The sequence below is a fragment of the Pseudomonas sp. MH9.3 genome (assembly GCF_034354675.1).
Classification (GTDB): domain Bacteria; phylum Pseudomonadota; class Gammaproteobacteria; order Pseudomonadales; family Pseudomonadaceae; genus Aquipseudomonas.
Map to the genome: position 1 here is coordinate 3220618 of NZ_CP133785.1, position 17539 is coordinate 3238156.

A 17539-nucleotide genomic window follows, 5' to 3' on the forward strand; every position below is an offset into this window, starting at 1 on the left:
GCTTGTCCTGCGTTGGGCTGCGCAGCAGCCCCAAAACCAGGCGCTGAGCCGTATCAGGTACACCGCGTTTTGCTCGATGGGGGGCGCTTCGCACCCCAACGCGGGGCAAGCCCGCTCGCCACAATAAGCCCACACATTTTCCTTAACTGAACGGCATTAGGGCTCGCCACAACGGTGCACCTGCCACAAAGCACTGCCTTTCCTTGATCAGCTCACCAGCCCAGGCCTACTCTGTTCGCCTGCCCGCGCTGAGCCGCCCACAAGGAAGGCCCCATGTTCGACCACCACGCCACACTCAAACAGCACTTCAACGCCCTGCGCACCACCGCCGACTTCTTCTCGCTGCGCTATGTACGCGAATCCGGCCAGTACCTCTCGGTCCGCAAGAACGTCGCCGAACCGCCGCACCTCAGCCACGACGAAGGCGCCATGCTCACCGTGCGTCTCAACGGCGTGCAAGCCTACGCCGCGACCAACGACATCTCCCTCGCCGGCCTGCAAGCCGCCCTCGAGCGCGCCGAACAGCAAGCCCGCCAGATCAAGCCCCATGCCCTGCTCGACCTGCACCAGCAACCGGTGTCCAGCGACGTGGCCGATTACCTGTCGCCCAATCTCGAGCAGGCCTTCCCGTCCCTCAGCGACTGCTACCAATTGCTGGGCGATGAATCCGCCGCCGTGCCCAGGGACGAGCGCCTGGTGAGCTGGGATGTGAGCCTGGGCCTCACCCACGTCGAGCAGATCTACCTCAACAGTGCCGGCGCCGAGCTGCGCCAGGCCCAGCGCTTTGTGTTCCCCGGCGTCAACGTCACCGCCTTTGATGGCCACGACAGCCAGACCCGTACCCTGGGCGGCAGCAACTTCGGCCAGCAGGGCGGCTTCGATGTGATCAGCCGCTTCGGCCTGATCGGCGCTGCGCCACGCGTCGCCGATCAGGCGCTGCAACTGCTGCTCGCGCCGAACACCCCCCAGGGCCCGCGCGACCTGCTGTTGATGCCCGACCAGATGATCCTGCAGATCCACGAATCCATCGGTCACCCGCTGGAACTCGACCGTATCCTGGGGGATGAGCGCAATTACGCCGGCACCAGTTTCGTCAAGGCCAGCGACTTTGGTCACCTGCAATACGGCTCGCCGCTGCTCAACGTGACCTTCGACCCGGACATCCCCGAGCAGCTGGCCAGCTATCACCATGACGATGACGGCACCCGCGCCAGCAAACAATTCCTGATCCGCGAAGGGCTGCTGCTCAAGCCTTTGGGTGGCGCCTTGTCGCAATTTCGCTCGGGCCTGCCAGGCGTGGCCAACAGCCGCGCCAGCGGTTGGAACCGCCCGCCCATCGACCGCATGGCCAACCTGAACATCGAGGCCGGCGACCAGAGCCTGGCGCAGATGATTGGCGCCATCGAGCACGGCATTCTGATGTCGACCAACCGCTCCTGGTCCATCGACGATGCGCGCAACAAATTCCAGTTCGGCTGCGAATGGGGCCAGTTGATTGAAAACGGCGAACTCAAGGGCGTGGTGAAAAACCCCAACTACCGGGCCATTTCCGCGCAGTTCTGGCGCAACCTCAGCGCGGTGGGCGACGCCAGCACGTTCCAGGTATTGGGCACGCCCAACTGCGGCAAGGGCGAGCCCAACCAGGTGATCCGCGTCGGCCATGCGTCGCCGGCCTGTGTGTTCAGCAACGTGGATGTATTTGGGGGAGATGCCTGATGAACGATTTCAAGGCATTGGTGCAGTGGCTCCAGCAAGCCGTCACCGACAATGAACAATTTCACCTGGGCTACGCGGCCGAGTCGTCCGAATTCGTGCGATTCAACCACGCCGAGGTACGCCAGGCCGGGCATGTGCAGCAGGCCAGCGTGAACCTCAAGCTGATCAGCGATGGCCGGCATGCCGACCTCGGCATCACTCTGGCCGGCTCGCCGGCACTGGATCGCCAGCGCCTCGCCGATGGCCTGCAACAGCTGCGCGAGACCTTGCCGTTGCTGCCACAGGATCCTTATCTGCTGCTCAATCAGGAGCCTTGGCAAAGCCACAATGAACACGTGAGACCGCTGCCGGACCTGGCCCGCGTGCTGGAGGAGATCAGCCAGGCCGCAGCCGACGTTGACCTGGTCGGTTTCTACGCCGCAGGCCCAATCAGCCGTGGCTTTGCCAGTTCGAACGGCGCGTTCGGCTGGCATCAGGCCAATAGTTTCAACTTCGACTTCAGCCTGTTCCACGCCAACGGTGAAGCGGTAAAAGCCAGCTACGCCGGGCACACGTGGGACAGCGCCGAATTCGCCGCGCGCCTGCAGCAGGCGCGCGCGCAGTTGGCGTTCCTCGATCGCCCGCTGCACCCGCTGCCGCCCGGGCAATACCGCGCCTACCTGGCACCGGCGGCACTGGAAGAAATCATCAGCATCATCACCTGGGGCGGTTTTTCGGCCCAGGCCATCGCCAGCAAAGGCAGCTCGCTGCAAAAGCTCTATGCCGGTGAGCAGCCGTTGAGCCCATTGGTGACCGTCACCGAGCAGATCAGTGGCTCGCTGAGCCAGGCGTTTTCCACCGAGGGTTACCCGCGCGGTGATGTCACGTTGATCAAGGCCGGTGCTGCCTGCGACCAGTTGGTGAACTCGCGCAGCGCCGCCGAATACGGCCTGCCCGCCAACGGCGCCAGCAGTGATGAATCCCCCAGCGCCCTGCAGATGGCGGCGGGCACGCTCGCCCAGGCCGATATCCTCAAGCAACTGGGCACCGGGCTGTACATCAGCAACCTGTGGTACCTGAACTATTCCGACCTGCCGGCGGCCCGCCTCACCGGCATGACGCGCTTCGCCACGTTCTGGGTGGAGAACGGCGAAATCAAGGCGCCGGTCAGCACCATGCGCTTTGATGACAGCGTCTACAGCCTGCTCGGCTCGCAGCTGGAAGCGCTCACGGCAGAGCGGGAATTGCTGTTGTCGCCGAGCACCTACGGCCAGCGCAACACCGCTTCCAATCTACTCCCGGGTGCGCTGGTCAAACGCCTCACCCTGACCCTCTAATCCTTGGGGGACGGGGCTTGCTGCCGGTGGCGGCGTATCAGTCATGCATGCGGTGACTGACACACCGCCATCGGCAGCAAGCCCTCTCCCACAGTGTCCTGCGTTGCTTCTGACATCTCCTTCCGAACTTGCATGACTCCCCGTGCAGCCTGTTGTTGTCTGCTTAAAAGCTCGCTATAACGGTTAGTGGCAGACCGCCATCTCACAGGAAGTGCGACGATGAATCATGGAAGTTTCGTCATAGAGAAGCTGTTCAAGCATTACAACATTCACGTAGAGCAACTGGGCAACGACCCGCAGCAGAAAACCGTGCTGATGGTCAATGGCGCGCTGTCCACCACGCGTTCCTTTGCGCGCACCAGCAAGTGCCTGGCCGAACATTTCAACGTGCTGCTGTTCGACCTGCCGTTCTCCGGTTACTCGCGCGAACACAACACCGACCTCGACCTGGTGACCAAGGACGACGAGGTGCACATCCTGCGTGCGCTGGTGGAGCGCTTTGCGGTCAACCATCTGGTGTCGGCGTCCTGGGGCGGTATCTCCACGCTGCTGACCCTGGCCCATAACCCGCCGTCCATCGAAAGCTCGGTGGTGATGGCCCTGGCACCCAACCTCAACCCCGTGATGCTCGACTACGTGGAACGCGTGCGCGTGCTGATCGAGGCCGATGACAAATCCGCCGTCGGCCATCTGCTCAACGAGACGGTCGGCCAGTACCTGTCGCCGCGCCTCAAGCGCAACAACCACCGCCACCTGTCGAACATGGCGACCACCGAGTACCGCCAGGCGCGTTTTCATATCCATCAGGTGCTGGCACTGGGCGATGGCAACTACCTGCCGGCGCTGCGCCAGATCGACACGCCGGTGCACTTTCTCAACGGCGCGCTGGACGCCTACACGCCGGCCGCCGACGCCCGCTTGTTCAAGCAATACGTGGGACGCAGCAGCTTTGCCGTGGCCGAACACACCGGCCACCTGCTCGATCTGGAATCGCGCGAGGCGGCAGCGGCAGTGCACCGGGCGCTGTTGGACTTTTTGGTCGGCAAACACGCGACGCTGTCGGAATTAGACGAACCGCCAATGGGAAAACGCGCGACGGATGGCGCATAATCGGCGATACATAGCCAGCTAACCAAAGGACTGCCATGCCGACCCGCGCTCCTCTCGATGCCAAGACCGCTCGCTGGCTACCCTGGGTGGTGGCGATTGCCTTCTTCATGCAGTCGCTGGACGGGACGATTCTCAACACGGCCCTGCCGGCCATGGCCCAGGACCTCGCGGAAAACCCGCTGCGCATGCAAGGGGTGGTGATCGCCTATATGCTCACCGTCGCCTTGCTGATCCCCGCGTCGGGCTGGATCGCCGACCGCTTCGGCACCAAGAAAATCTTCTTCGGCGCAATCATGCTGTTCAGCATCGGCTCGCTGCTGTGCGCACTGTCCAGCAGCCTGAGCATGCTGGTGGGCGCGCGGGTCGTGCAGGGCCTGGGCGGCGCGCTGATGCTGCCGGTCGGTCGGCTGGTGGTGCTGCGCGCCTACCCGCGCTCCGAGCTGGTGCGGATCATGGGGTTCATCACGATTCCCGGCCTGCTCGGTCCACTGCTCGGCCCGACCATGGGCGGCTGGATGGTGCAATACATGACCTGGCACTGGATCTTTCTGATCAACCTGCCGGTGGGCATCATCGGCTGCTTCGCCGTGTGGAAATTCATCCCCGACCTGCGCGGCAGCGAGCGCACGCGCTTTGACGGTATGGGCTTTGTGCTGTTTGGCGCGGCGATGGTGCTGATCACCATCGCCATGGAAGGCCTGGGCGAACTGCACCTGCCGCACCTGCGCGTGATGCTCCTGCTGTTCGGCGGGCTGGCGTGCCTGGCGGCGTACTGGCTGCGCGCCGGGCATATCGAAAATCCGCTGTTTTCGCCGGTGCTGTTCAAGACCCGCACCTTTGCCGTGGGCATCCTGGGCAACCTGTTCGCGCGCCTTGGCAGCGGCGCCCTGCCCTTTCTGGTGCCGCTGCTGTTGCAGGTGGCGCTGGGTTATTCACCGTCCCAGGCCGGCATGAGCATGCTGCCCCTGGCGGCGGCAGCGATGTTCGCCAAGTCCATCGCGCGGCCGCTGATCGAGCGCCTGGGTTATCGCGCGGTGCTCACCGGCAACACCCTGGCGCTGGGCCTGATGCTGGCGAGCATGGGCCTGGTCAGCGAGCAGACGCCCTACCCGCTGCTGCTGGCCATGCTGGCGGTGCTGGGGGCGATCAACTCGTTTCAATTTACCGCGATGAATACCGTCACCCTGATCGACCTCGATGACGCCCAGGCCAGCAGCGGCAACAGTTTGCTGTCGGTGGTCGCGCAATTGTCCCTGAGCCTGGGCGTGGCCTGCGCCGGTGCGCTGCTCGGCGGGTTCACCGCCGACGCCGGCAACGATGGCGTGAACACGGTACTTGGCGCATTCCAGCTGACCTTCCTCACGGTGGGCATCATGGCGATGCTGGCGGCGGCGATCTTCCTGCAGTTGTCGCCAAGCGACGGCAAACGGGCGATCAACCGTGAACACGATCTCGAGCACTGACGGGCGTCTCGTCTAGAACTTGCGGGGAAAATTTCACAGGGCTGCTACACTGCGCGACATTTTGTTTTGCAGAGCCAGTCCCGTGACTACCATCGCCACCGCTTTTAATACTTTGCCCCTGTCCGCCGCCATGCTGGCTAACCTCGACTCGCTGGGTTACGTCGAGATGACGCAGATCCAGGCGCAAAGCTTGCCGGTGATCCTCAAGGGACTGGACCTGATTGCCCAGGCCAAGACCGGCAGCGGAAAGACCGCCGCCTTCGGCATCGGTCTGCTGAACCCGATCAACCCACGCTACTTCGGTTGCCAGGCGCTGGTGATGTGCCCCACCCGTGAGCTGGCCGACCAGGTCGCCAAGGAAATCCGTCGCCTGGCCCGCGCCGAAGACAACATCAAGGTGCTGACCCTGTGCGGCGGCGTGTCCCTCGGCCCGCAGATCGCCTCCCTCGAGCACGGCGCCCACGTCATCGTCGGCACCCCGGGGCGCATCCAGCAACACCTGCGCAAGGGTTCGCTGGTGCTCGACGGCCTGAACACGCTGATCCTCGACGAAGCCGACCGCATGCTCGACATGGGCTTCTACGACGCCATCGAAGACATCATCAGCAAGACCCCGCCACGCCGCCAGACCCTGCTGTTCTCGGCCACCTACCCGGTGAGCATCAAGCAACTGGCGTCCAAGTTCATGCGCGCGCCGCAACAGGTGAAAGCCGAAGCGTTCCACTCCGATGACCAGATCGAGCAGCGTTTCTACGAGATCTCGCCGGAAGAACGCATGGACGCCGTGACCCGGGTGCTGGCGCACTTCCGCCCCGCGTCGTGCGTGGCGTTCTGCTTTACCAAGCAGCAGGTGCAGGAAACCGTGGATCACCTGACCGCCAAGGGCATTTCCGCGGTCGGCCTGCACGGCGACCTGGAACAGCGCGACCGTGACCAGGTGCTGGCGATGTTCGCCAACCGCAGCACCTCGGTGCTGGTCGCCACCGACGTGGCCGCGCGCGGCCTTGACATCGACGCGCTGGACATGGTGATCAACGTCGAACTGGCCCGCGACTCGGAAATCCATATCCACCGCGTGGGCCGTACCGGCCGCGCCGGTGAGACCGGCATCGCCATCAGCCTGGTGGCGCCGTCCGAAGCGCACCGTGCCCAGGCCATCGAGCAACTGCAGAAGTCGCCGCTGAACTGGGACCAACTGGACAACCTCAAGCCGCAAAGCGGGGGTCCGTTGCTGCCGCAGATGAGCACCCTGTGCATCGCCGCAGGGCGCAAGGACAAAGTGCGTCCAGGCGACATCCTTGGCGCGTTGACCGGTGACGCGGGTATCCCGGGTGCCCAGGTCGGCAAGATCGCGATCTTTGATTTCCAGGCCTTCGTGGCCGTGGAACGCGGCATCGCCAAACAGGCGCTGCAGCGCTTGAACGACGGCAAGATCAAGGGCCGCTCGCTGCGCGTGCGTATCCTGTAAGACCCTCTCCCATCCAGGTGGAGACCCCCTGTGGGAGGGGGCTTGCTCCCGATAGCGGTGTATCAGTTGCAGATGCTCTGACTGACACACTGCAATCGGGAGCAAGCCCCTCCCACAGTGTTGATTGCATTTCAGATCAATATTTTTGTGAGGACATGGCTGTGCGCTCGACCGAAGTTGTGATCATTGGCGCCGGCGCCGCAGGCTTGATGTGCGCACTGACCGCCGCCGGGCGCGGAAGGCAGGTCATGTTGCTGGACCACGCGAACAAGGCCGGCAAAAAGATCCTGATGTCCGGCGGTGGCCGCTGCAACTTCACCAATATGTACACCGAGCCGGCCAACTTTCTCTCGCACAACGCGCACTTCTGCAAGTCCGCCCTGGCGCGCTACACCCAGTGGGATTTCATCGCGCTGGTGGCTAAACACGGTGTGCCGTACCACGAGAAGAAACTCGGCCAGCTGTTCTGCGACAACAAGTCCAGCGACATCCTCGGCATGCTGCTCGACGAATGCATCCAGACCGGTGTGAGCCTGCACCTGGACACCTCGATCGAAACCATCGCCAGGGTCGACAACGGCTATCGGTTGCAGACCACCCTGGGCGAGCTGCACTGCGAATCCCTGGTGATCGCCACGGGCGGCTTGTCGATCCCGACACTGGGCGCGACCGGTTTTGGTTACCAAGTGGCCAAGCAATTTGGCCACGAGCTGCTGCCAACCCGCGCCGGGCTGGTGCCGTTCACCATCACCGACCAGCTCAAGGACCTGTGCGGCGAGCTGTCCGGTACCTCAGTGGATTGCCTGGTCAGCTGCAACGGCCAGAGCTTTCGCGAGAACATCCTGTTCACTCACCGTGGCCTGAGTGGGCCGGCGATTTTACAGATTTCCTCGTACTGGGAATCCGGCGACACGGTGGAGATCAACCTGCTGCCCGACCACGACGCCCACACCTGGCTGCAAGCGCAACAGGCCGAGCGCCCCAACAGCGAGCTGAAAACCCTGCTGGGCGAAATCTTCACGAAAAAGATGGCCAACCTGCTGGCGGACACCTGGTTTGCGTCCAAGCCGATGAAGCAGTACACCCATGCCGAAATTGCCGACATCGCCAACAAGTTGGGCAACTGGCAATTGGTGCCGGCGGGGACCGAAGGCTATCGCACCGCCGAGGTGACGCTGGGCGGGGTGGATACGCGAGAAGTCTCGTCCAAGACCATGGAGTCCCTGAAAAGCCCGGGCCTGTACTTTATTGGCGAAGTGCTGGACGTGACCGGGCATCTGGGCGGGTTCAACTTCCAGTGGGCCTGGGCGTCGGGTTATGCGGCGGCGCAGTACGCCTGAAGGATGTACTCGATCAAATGTGGGAGGGGGCTTGCTCCCTCCCACATTTGGTTGGTGGTGTGCCTGAGAGATATTTTGCCCTCTGATGTGATCACCGCCCTTGCCGTGGCGTCATTACTGGCTCAATTTAGCGACATCGCTCCGGAAGACGCCCGACTTCATGTCATCGACCTCGTTCAAGCACTCCCTGCGGCGCCTGTGGGCGCTGGATAAATTCAGCTACAGCATTCGGGTGTTCATCGCCCTCACCGGCAGCATGGCGCTGTGCTGGTATCAGAATGAAATGGCGCTGTTGATCCCGTTGTTCCTGGGGATCATCGCCAGCGCGCTGGCCGAGACCGACGACAGTTGGCAGGGCCGCCTCAACGCCCTGGCGGTGACACTGGTGTGTTTCAGCATCGCCGCGCTGTCGGTGGAGTTGCTGTTCCCCTACCCCTGGTTTTTCGCCCTCTCGCTCGCCCTGGCGACGTTTTGCCTGACCATGCTCGGCGCGCTGGGCGAACGCTATGGCGCGATTGCTTCGGCCACGTTGATTCTGTCGGTGTACACCATGATCGGCGTGGACCAGCGCGGCGGCGCGGTCACCGACTTCTGGCACGAGCCGGCGCTGCTGGTGGCCGGCGCGGCCTGGTACGGCGTGCTGTCGGTGTTATGGCAGGCGCTGTTTTCCAATCAGCCGGTGCAGCAGAGCCTGGCGCGGTTGTTTCGTGAGTTGGGCCGCTATCTCAAACTCAAGTCGTCGCTGTTCGAACCGATCCGTCAGTTGGATGTGGAAGCTCGCCGCCTGGAACTGGCGCAGCAGAATGGCCGGGTGGTTGCCGCGTTGAACGCCGCGAAGGAAATCATCCTGCACCGCGTGGGCAATGGTCGACCGGGCTCGAAGGTCAGTCGTTATCTCAAGCTGTACTTTCTCGCCCAGGACATCCACGAACGCGCCAGTTCGTCCCACTACCCGTATAACGCGCTGGCCGAGGCGTTCTTCCACAGTGACGTGCTGTTCCGCTGCCAGCGCCTGTTGCGTCAGCAGGGCAAGGCCTGCCAGGCGCTCGGCGAGTCGATCCAACTGCGCCAGCCGTTCATCTATGACGACAGTTTCGCCGAGGCCCTCGGCGACCTGAACGCCTCGCTGGAACACCTGCGCCTGCAGAGCAATCCGGCCTGGCGCGGCCTGCTGCGTTCGCTGCGGGCCCTGGCGGCCAACCTGTCGACCCTCGACCGCCTGCTCGGCGACGCCAGCAACCCTGACGCCCTGGCCGACGCCACCGACAGCAACCTGCTGGACCGCGCGCCGCGCAACCTCAGGGAAATGTGGACACGCCTGCGCACCCAGCTCACGCCAACATCGCTGCTGTTTCGGCATGCGTTGCGCCTGTCCCTGGCGCTGACCATCGGCTACGCCACCCTGCATGCCATTCACGCGTCCCAGGGTTACTGGATCATCCTCACCACGCTGTTCGTTTGCCAACCCAACTACGGCGCGACGCGGCGCAAGCTCGGCCAGCGGATCATCGGCACGGCCATCGGCCTCACAGTGGCCTGGGCGCTGTTCGACCTGTTCCCCAGCCCTCTGGTGCAGTCGATGTTCGCCATCGCCGCCGGCCTGGTGTTCTTTATCAACCGCACCACCCGCTACACCCTGGCCACGGCGGCCATCACGCTGATGGTGCTGTTTTGTTTCAACCAGGTGGGCGATGGCTACGGGCTGTTTCTGCCAAGGCTGTTCGATACCTTGCTGGGCAGCCTGATCGCGGGCCTGGCGGTGTTCCTGTTCCTGCCGGACTGGCAGGGGCGGCGCCTGAACAAAGTGCTGGCCAACACCCTGACCTGCAACAGCATCTACCTGCGCCAGATCATGCAGCAATACGCCGACGGCAAGCGCGACGACCTGGCCTACCGCCTGGCCCGACGCAACGCGCACAACGCCGACGCGGCGCTGTCCACCACCCTGGCCAACATGCTGATGGAGCCAGGGCACTTTCGTAAGGAAGCCGACGTGGGCTTCCGCTTTCTGGTGCTGTCGCACACCTTGCTCAGCTATTTGTCGGGGTTGGGCGCACACCGCGACACGCAACTGCCGCCGCAGATGCGCGAGCAGTTGATCGACGGTGCGGGCGACAGCCTCGCGGCGAGCATCGATGAAATCGCCAGCGGCCTTGCCAACAAACAACCGATTGCGATTCAAAGCGATGCAGAGGAAGCCCTGGCGGCGCAGCTTGAGCAGATGCCGGATGAAATCGATGAAGGGCAGCGACTGGTGCAGACGCAGTTGGCGTTGATTTGCCGGCAGTTGGGGCCGTTGCGCACGTTGGCGGCGCATTTGATCAAGGATACCCGCGCGGCTTGAATCGCTATCGGGAGCAAGCCCCCTCCCACAGTTTGATGTGTGAATACCTTTCAACTGTGGGAGGGGGCTTGCTCCCGATGGGTCCTCAAGAACATTACATCCCGTGCTGTTTCATCAACCGCGCATAACTGCCATCTGCCTTCATCCTGGCAATCTCGCGATCAAACCCGGCCACAATCTGCGCATGCTCGGGGTTCTTCAGGCTCACCAGGATATGCAGGCTGTTTTCACTCAATGGCTTGGGCAGAAACTCCACTGCATTGCGCACCCGCGCGGATTCACGCGCCAGGTAAAAGCGCGCCACGTATTCATCCTCCACCGTCAGCCGCACCCGCTCGGCCGCCAACATGCGCACGGCCATGACGAAGTTGTGCACCGGAATTTTCTGCAACTGCGTGTCGGCATCGAACGCCGTCGAATACGCATAGCCGCGCACTACCGCGATGGGTGCCTCGTGCAGTTGCGCCAGATTCTCGAACTCGATCGGGTCTTCGCGGCGCTTGATGAATCGCACGCGATTGAGCAGGTACTCGGCGGAAAACTGCCCCAACTGCGTGCGCGCCTCGTCATACCAGGCGTTGATCAGCACGTCATAACGCCCATCGCCCACGCCCTTGAGTGCACGGGCCCAGGGCACCTGCTCGAAGTCACTGGCGTAGCCGGCGCGGGCCAGAGCAGTCGTGACGATATCGGTGGCCAGGCCGCCATTGACCAGCGTGGCATCGGTAAACGGCGGCCACGCATCTGCAGTCAGGCGCAAGCGCTGCGCGTACAGGGGCTGGGCCAGCAACAACACTCCAAATAAAGCAACGGCACGAGAGAATCGCGGCATGCTCAAAATCCTTGGCAGGCAGGCTTTGGCCCTGGCGCAGGGCAATCCTGAGGCTGTAACAGTAGCTCAGATTACACAAACTGACCGGCGGCGCACCCAGACAATGATGGCAAATTGAGGTCATTCACAAAAATAGCTGATTTAGACACGAACGCTCGTCCCGCTTACTATCGGCGCCAGGCATTTATCGGACATCTATCATGACAGTGGATTGGCTCTGCAAGCATCACACCGACCTGGGCAAGGAGCAGCTGTACGCCATCCTGCGGCTGCGTTGCGAGGTGTTCGTCGTTGAGCAGCAGTGCGTTTATCAGGACATCGACGGGCAGGACCTGGACGGTGACACCCATCATCTGATGGCCTGGGAAGGCGATGAACTGGTGGCTTACCTGCGCCTGCTTGACCCAGCACTGCAAGGCGGCGATGTGGTCATCGGCCGGGTGGTCGTGGCGCCCTCGGCGCGCGGTACGGGGTTGGGACACCAGATGATGGAGGAAACACTCAGGCAGATTGAGCCTATCTGGCCGGATACGCCGATTTATCTATCGGCCCAGGCGCATCTGCAGGGGTATTACGGGCGGTATGGGTTTGTGGCAGAGGGGGAGCAGTATCTGGAGGATGGGATTCCACATAGAGGTATGCGGCGTGCCTGAGGGCGCTAGCGGGAGCAAGCCCCCCCCATTTAAAGGTGTTCACACGTCAACATGTGGGAGGGGGCTTGCTCCCGATGGCGTCAGCCCAACCACCGCCAGCTTCAGGGATACCCCAACACACGCTTGATCGACGCCAGATTTGCCTCGATCCACTGACGGTCTATCGCCCCCCAACTGCGCACCCGATAGCACCCCGCATGGTTGCGGGCGCCGTCTTCCTGCTCGAACTCACACACAATATCCAGATCCGCCAACGCCGCAATCGTGTCCTGGGCGGTGCGGCGCGGCATGCCCGTCAGTTCGGTCAACGCCGGCACGCTGCTGGCCTGCCCGCTGTCGATCAGGTAGGCCACATACAAGCGGCGGTAGAAACTGCTCTTGGTCTTGCTCACGTCCATGGTCGTTCGCCTTGTGCTTAAGTCTTGCCCTGCAAATCGCGCCAGGTGAGGTACACCCGCAGGTCGAATTCCACCTGATGGTAGCCCGGCATCATGTACTCGCAGAGTTTGTAAAACGCTTTGTTGTGGTCCGATTCCTTGAAGTGCGCCAGCTCGTGCACCACGATCATGCGCAGAAATTCCGGCGCCGCCTCCTTGAACAGCGCGGCGATGCGAATCTCTTTCTTGGATTTGAGGTTGCCTCCCTGCACCCGGGAAATCGTGGTGTGCAGGCCCAGGGCGCGGTGCGTGAGATCCAGGCGGTTGTCGAACAGCACCTTGTCGATGGCCGGCGCATTGCGCAGGTGCTCCTGCTTCAAGGCCAGGGCGTACGCATACAGCGCCTTGTCGCTCTGCACGGCGTGGCGCTCGGGGTAGCGTTGCTCGAGGTAGGCGCTCAATTGGTCCCTGGCGATCAATTGGCGAACGTGTTCCTGGAGGGCCGCTGGGTAGGCCTGGAGGTATTTCAGGGTGGTCATTGAGGTCTGCAACAGGCTTGGGATGGGCGCCAGTGTAGCGAATTCAACGTTGCCGAGCGCGTGCCCAGTCAACGACCTCGTCGGCCATCAAGGGCTTTGATGCCCATGCGCCCTGAATGAACCGGCAGCCATTGGCCTTGAGCCAATCGGCCTGCGCCTGGGTATCCACGCCCTCGGCTACCACCAGCACGTCGAAATGCGTGCACAGCTCGATAATGCTGCGGGCCATCGCTGCATCCCGCGCCGAATCCGGCAGCCGGGCGACCAATTGCGGGTCCAGCTTGAGGGTGTCGAACGCCAGATCGCGCAGGTGGGCGAGTGAGCAGTTGCCCAAACCGAAGTCGTCCAGGGCAATCCGTACACCGATGCGGCGCAACAGCTTGAGCTGTTTGATGGATTCTTCGAGGTTGCTCATCAGGCTGTCTTCGCTGATTTCCACCTCCATCTGACGGCCCTGCAACCCATGTCGGTCAAGCACCTGCTGCAACTGGGTCGCCAGGTTGGGCATATTGAACTGACTTGCGCTCAGGCTCACGCTCAGCACCAGTTCACCGTCGAAACAGGTCTGCCAGGCCTGGCGTTGCGCGGCGACTTGCTGGTAAATCCAGGCGCTCAACTGGCTGATCAGCCGCGCTTCTTCCAGCAGCGGCAGAAACAGCCCCGGCGGTACGTCGCCGACGCTGGGATGCTGCCAGCGCAACAGCGCTTCGACGCCGCGCAAACGACCGGCGTCGAGGGACACCTGGGGCTGGTATACCAGGGTGAATTCCTTGTTGTGGATTGCCGTGCGCACGCTGTCTTCCAGCATCAGGCGCGAACGTGCGCGACCGTTCATTTCCTGGTCGTAATAGCGATATTGCTGACGTCCCGCGCGCTTGGCTTCGTACATGGCAATGTCGGCCGCGCGCAGCAGGCCGTTCAGGTCCGAGCCACAATCGGGAAACGTAGCAATGCCGATGCTGACCCCAAGCATCACATCCAAACCGTCAACCTGATGACAAACAGACACTCGTTCGATCAGCTTCTCTGAGATCTTTGCCGCCTGCTCCGGGAACTCCAGCTCCAGCAACGCGGTGAACTCATCCCCACCCATGCGCCCGAGAAGGTCGCACGAGCCCAGGCATGCCTTGATCTGCTCGGACACCCAGCGCAGCACCCGGTCACCGGCATCATGGCCCAACGAATCGTTGACCCGCTTGAACCCGTCGAGGTCCAGGTAGAGCAGCACCAGCGACGCCTCACTGCGTTCGCCGCGCAGCAGAATGCTGTCCACCGCCTGTTGAAAACCACGACGGTTCAACAGCCCGGTCAACGGGTCGGTCACGGCCTGGAACTCCAGTTGCTGATGCAGGTGACGCACTTCGGACATGTCCAGCACCGTCACCACCATGGCCTTCTGCTCGGCGGGCAGGCGCGCGCAGGACAACGCCACCGGCACCTGCTGGCCTCGGCTGGTACGCAGGATCGCATCGTGCAGGCGCCAGGTCTCGCCGCTGCGGTAACCGGCGTACATCTGCGAATCGAACCAGGCCGGCACATGGGGTTTTTGCAGGAAGCGCAGAAACTCCTGGCCCTGCAGCTCATCGGTGGTGGCGTTGAGCAGACGCGAGATCGCCGGGTTGGCGTACTGAATCACGCCGTCCTCGCCGACCACCAGAATGCCCTCGGCGGCGTTGTCGAGCACCGAGGCGTTGAACGCGCGGGCCAGCTCCAGATCATGGCTCAAACGCTGCAAGGCCCGGCGGTTGCGCTGGTGGTCGAGCAACGCCTGGACTTTGGGCTTGAGGATAAGCGGATCGAAGGGCTTGAACAGGTAGTCGATGGCACCGCTGGCGTAGCCCTCCAGCACGGAGGCCGGCGACTGCGCGTTGGCACTCAGGAAGATGATCGGCGTCATGCAGGTGCGCTGGCTGCCGCGCATCAGGCGAGCGACTTCAAAGCCGTCCATGCCAGGCATCTTCACGTCCAGCAAGACCAGATCGACGTCGTGCTCCAGCAACAGTCCCAGCGCTTGCACACCGGAATCGGCGGTTATCACCTGCCAATCGTCATGCTGCAACAGCGCGCGCATGCTGATGAGGTTTTCCGGGTAATCATCGACCACCAGAAGAACCGAACTGCCATCGCGGTGGTGTGGAGCGCATTCCATGCTACGTCTCTTCCTTAGGAACTGACCCGGTCACTTCCGACAGAAAACCCGGACAAATACTGAGGCCTCACTCTAGCCTTGGAACCTGCAAATCAGAAGTGACGCAGGTGCCATCATTGCGCCAAAGCCGGGGAAGCCGACTAACGGTCGAGCGCTACACCCCACGGGGTACGGGAACATGGCTTTTTGGTATTCCTTTGACGCCAGAAATTTGCCACAAAATAATTAACAACCTGGTGAGTTCCGCCTATAAATAAACTCTGGAGCCCTCGGGCTAAAGCCTTCTCTTTCCTTAAAAGGCCAACACCATGATCGACCTTTCCACCTGGAACCTGAGCATTCCGGTAGGCTCGCCCCCCTCGACCATCGACACCCCCAAGCTGATGAACGGCTTCAAGGACCAGTACTTTCAGGCTGAAGGCAGCAACGTGCAATTCTGGACACCGGTAACCGGCACGCGCACCGACAATGCCATCTACCCCCGCAGCGAACTGCGCGAAACCTACGCCGACGGCCGCCTGCGCAACTGGAACTATCCCGATGCCGACAACTTCCTGCGCGCCACTCTGGAAGTGAACCAGGTGCCCTCCAGCGGCAAGGTCGTGATCGGCCAGATCCATGCCTACGACAGCCAGAAACCGCTGATCAAGCTGGAATACCAGTTCAAGGAAAAAACCCAGAGCGGCAACATTGTCGCCAAAGTGCGCATGCGCCCGGACGACGACGAAAGCCGCGTGATCACCGTCGCCACCAACGTGCCGCTGGACAAGAGCTTTACCTACGTGATCAACCTCAACAAGGCAGGGCTACTCAGCGTGGAGGCTGCCGACGGGCAATGGAACGAGCGCATCGGCGCGGCATGGGGCGCAAAGCCTTTGTACTTCAAGGCGGGGGTGTACGTGCAGGACAACAGCGGCGACAGCAAGGAAGGCGCGCGGGTGAAGTTTGCGAAGCTGGATATTGATCACGAGTGACGCCAGGAAGCAGCCCCGTGAATAGCGGGGCTTCTCAGTCAGATCACCTTATTCAACGCACATCAACATGAAGCCCATTGACGAATCACCGGCCGGCTTGTTGTCACCCACCTTGAGCGTCAAGACGTTAACGTAATTAATCGCCGGAACGCTGCCCAACTTGGCGTGTCCGTAGAAAATGTGATCATTGGAGCTGACATCGGTGACCGAGACCGTACAGAAACGCGGAACCTCCTTAAACGTCCCGGGAACAAATCTGACCTTGTAGTCTGAAAAGTAATCAGGCTGAGCGGTTAACTTAACGTCCTTTATCCACAGAGGCGATTGGGCGGTTATTACGCCCTTTGCATCAACAGACGCGGTGAATACCCGCTCCTTCGCAAAGGCTGCCGTGCCTATTGTCAACAACGCCATCATGACAGCGGCTTTTTTGATATATCCCATCACTAACTCTCCATCATCAAATAGATTCAATGCGCGTTCAAAACACGAACTTAAACTATTCGAGATGAATAAAATCACACCTTGGATGGCGCACATAAAAAATAGAAAATAGTCAATGCCTGACGGGATTCACCCTACAAGATATTTAATGTTCAGGCATCTTTCCATGCCTGCCAGGATAATTCGCGGTTGCTCGAATACGGCGCCGTATCCCGCGGATCCATCTTCAAATATCGACACACCTGCCTTTATGAAGATTCCGACTAAATCTCGGAATGCAGGCGTCTAAAAATTATAAAGAACTGTCATAACTCACAGTGGAACACGCCCCCCACAATAAATATGCTCAGACGTGGCGGTGATCGTGTCGTACCGGCCTTGATAGACGACTTAAAAAAATCTCATCAGGAAGAATCCCATGACTATTGCACCGTACTTTACATCCCCAGAGCCTCATAGCACACACCCGCACTCGAATGTACCTGTTACAGGCGTAGGAGAACCTCGCACTAACGTGAGTATTTGTATTGCGAATCACGGATACGAATTGGCCAGTGTTTTCTGTGACGAAAACGGTCACTTTTCTGCCACATTAAGATTTCAGGGCCCTGAAACCATAGCCATTACCGCACAATGTAGACTCGCAAACAGTGCATCGTCCTGGGGACCCAGTATGACTATTAATTTAAGCTAATACTGGCGCAGCAAAAAAGTTACTTAAGCAGCTCGCCAATACTCGCCTGATGCCATCGCAGTTAGGCTACTCAAAAACTAATCTGGTTACACCCCGTACGGCGGACACTCATTTTTCATG

14 protein-coding genes are annotated in these 17539 nt (G+C 61.4%); 9 read left to right on the plus strand and 5 right to left on the minus strand.

Features of this window, described 5'->3' with window-relative positions; all coding sequences use genetic code 11:
* Positions 1 to 273: 273 nt before the first annotated feature.
* The 7 genes from RHM60_RS14205 to yccS all read left to right on the plus strand — a co-directional run bounded on the left by RHM60_RS14205 (position 274) and on the right by yccS (position 10757).
* Positions 274 to 1716 carry a TldD/PmbA family protein gene (locus RHM60_RS14205; RefSeq protein ID WP_322212094.1) on the plus strand — a complete coding sequence of 481 codons (1443 nt, stop codon included), beginning with the start codon at positions 274 to 276 and terminating at the stop codon, positions 1714 to 1716.
* The gene (locus RHM60_RS14210; protein WP_322212095.1) at positions 1716 to 3032 is read left to right on the plus strand and encodes a TldD/PmbA family protein; all 1317 of its coding nucleotides are present in this window, start codon (positions 1716 to 1718) and stop codon (positions 3030 to 3032) included. The genes RHM60_RS14205 and RHM60_RS14210 overlap by 1 nt, the downstream gene beginning before the upstream one ends.
* A gap of 219 nt (positions 3033 to 3251) precedes the next feature.
* Positions 3252 to 4142, plus strand: a complete 891-nt coding sequence (locus RHM60_RS14215) for an alpha/beta hydrolase (protein ID WP_322212096.1) — start codon at positions 3252 to 3254, stop codon at positions 4140 to 4142.
* Positions 4143 to 4177: 35 nt separating this feature from the next.
* Positions 4178 to 5605: a multidrug transporter subunit MdtD gene (gene mdtD / locus RHM60_RS14220; protein ID WP_209985764.1), complete on the plus strand. Its 1428-nt coding sequence runs from the start codon at positions 4178 to 4180 to the stop codon at positions 5603 to 5605.
* 130 nt (positions 5606 to 5735) lie between these two features.
* Positions 5736 to 7073 (plus strand): ATP-dependent RNA helicase DbpA, encoded by a 1338-nt coding sequence (gene dbpA / locus RHM60_RS14225; RefSeq protein WP_231423516.1) that lies wholly within the window; start codon positions 5736 to 5738, stop codon positions 7071 to 7073.
* A gap of 161 nt (positions 7074 to 7234) precedes the next feature.
* Complete coding sequence (locus RHM60_RS14230; RefSeq protein WP_231423499.1) at positions 7235 to 8413, plus strand: NAD(P)/FAD-dependent oxidoreductase; 1179 nt, start codon at positions 7235 to 7237, stop codon at positions 8411 to 8413.
* Between the two features lie 160 nt (positions 8414 to 8573).
* Positions 8574 to 10757, plus strand: a complete 2184-nt coding sequence (gene yccS, locus RHM60_RS14235) for a YccS family putative transporter (RefSeq protein WP_322212097.1) — start codon at positions 8574 to 8576, stop codon at positions 10755 to 10757.
* A 94-nt stretch (positions 10758 to 10851) separates the two neighbouring features.
* Here the strand turns inward: yccS and RHM60_RS14240 are convergent, their stop codons facing one another.
* Positions 10852 to 11589, minus strand: a complete 738-nt coding sequence (locus tag RHM60_RS14240; protein WP_322212098.1) for a substrate-binding periplasmic protein — start codon at positions 11587 to 11589, stop codon at positions 10852 to 10854.
* 200 nt (positions 11590 to 11789) lie between these two features.
* On the opposite strand from RHM60_RS14240, the gene RHM60_RS14245 reads away from it, so the two are divergent.
* Complete coding sequence (locus RHM60_RS14245) at positions 11790 to 12242, plus strand: GNAT family N-acetyltransferase (RefSeq protein ID WP_231423497.1); 453 nt, start codon at positions 11790 to 11792, stop codon at positions 12240 to 12242.
* Between the two features lie 101 nt (positions 12243 to 12343).
* On the opposite strand, the gene RHM60_RS14250 is transcribed toward RHM60_RS14245, so the two are convergent.
* From RHM60_RS14250 to RHM60_RS14260, 3 genes are read right to left on the minus strand one after another with little or no spacing between them, the layout of a single operon-like run.
* Entirely contained in the window at positions 12344 to 12640 is a 297-nt protein-coding gene (locus tag RHM60_RS14250; protein WP_209985779.1) for a winged helix-turn-helix domain-containing protein, read from the minus strand.
* 17 nt (positions 12641 to 12657) lie between these two features.
* The gene (locus tag RHM60_RS14255; protein WP_209985783.1) at positions 12658 to 13158 is read right to left on the minus strand and encodes a M48 family metallopeptidase; all 501 of its coding nucleotides are present in this window, start codon (positions 13156 to 13158) and stop codon (positions 12658 to 12660) included.
* Positions 13159 to 13201: 43 nt separating this feature from the next.
* Positions 13202 to 15307, minus strand: coding sequence for a putative bifunctional diguanylate cyclase/phosphodiesterase (locus RHM60_RS14260; RefSeq protein WP_209985787.1), 2106 nt, complete (start codon positions 15305 to 15307; stop codon positions 13202 to 13204).
* 308 nt (positions 15308 to 15615) lie between these two features.
* Between RHM60_RS14260 and RHM60_RS14265 the strand changes: the two genes are divergently transcribed.
* Positions 15616 to 16281, plus strand: coding sequence for a polysaccharide lyase family 7 protein (locus RHM60_RS14265; RefSeq protein ID WP_209985789.1), 666 nt, complete (start codon positions 15616 to 15618; stop codon positions 16279 to 16281).
* A 48-nt stretch (positions 16282 to 16329) separates the two neighbouring features.
* On the opposite strand, the gene RHM60_RS14270 is transcribed toward RHM60_RS14265, so the two are convergent.
* On the minus strand, positions 16330 to 16725 hold the full coding sequence (locus tag RHM60_RS14270; RefSeq protein ID WP_209985794.1) for a hypothetical protein: 396 nt from the start codon (positions 16723 to 16725) through the stop codon (positions 16330 to 16332).
* Between the last annotated feature and the right edge of the window lie 814 nt (positions 16726 to 17539).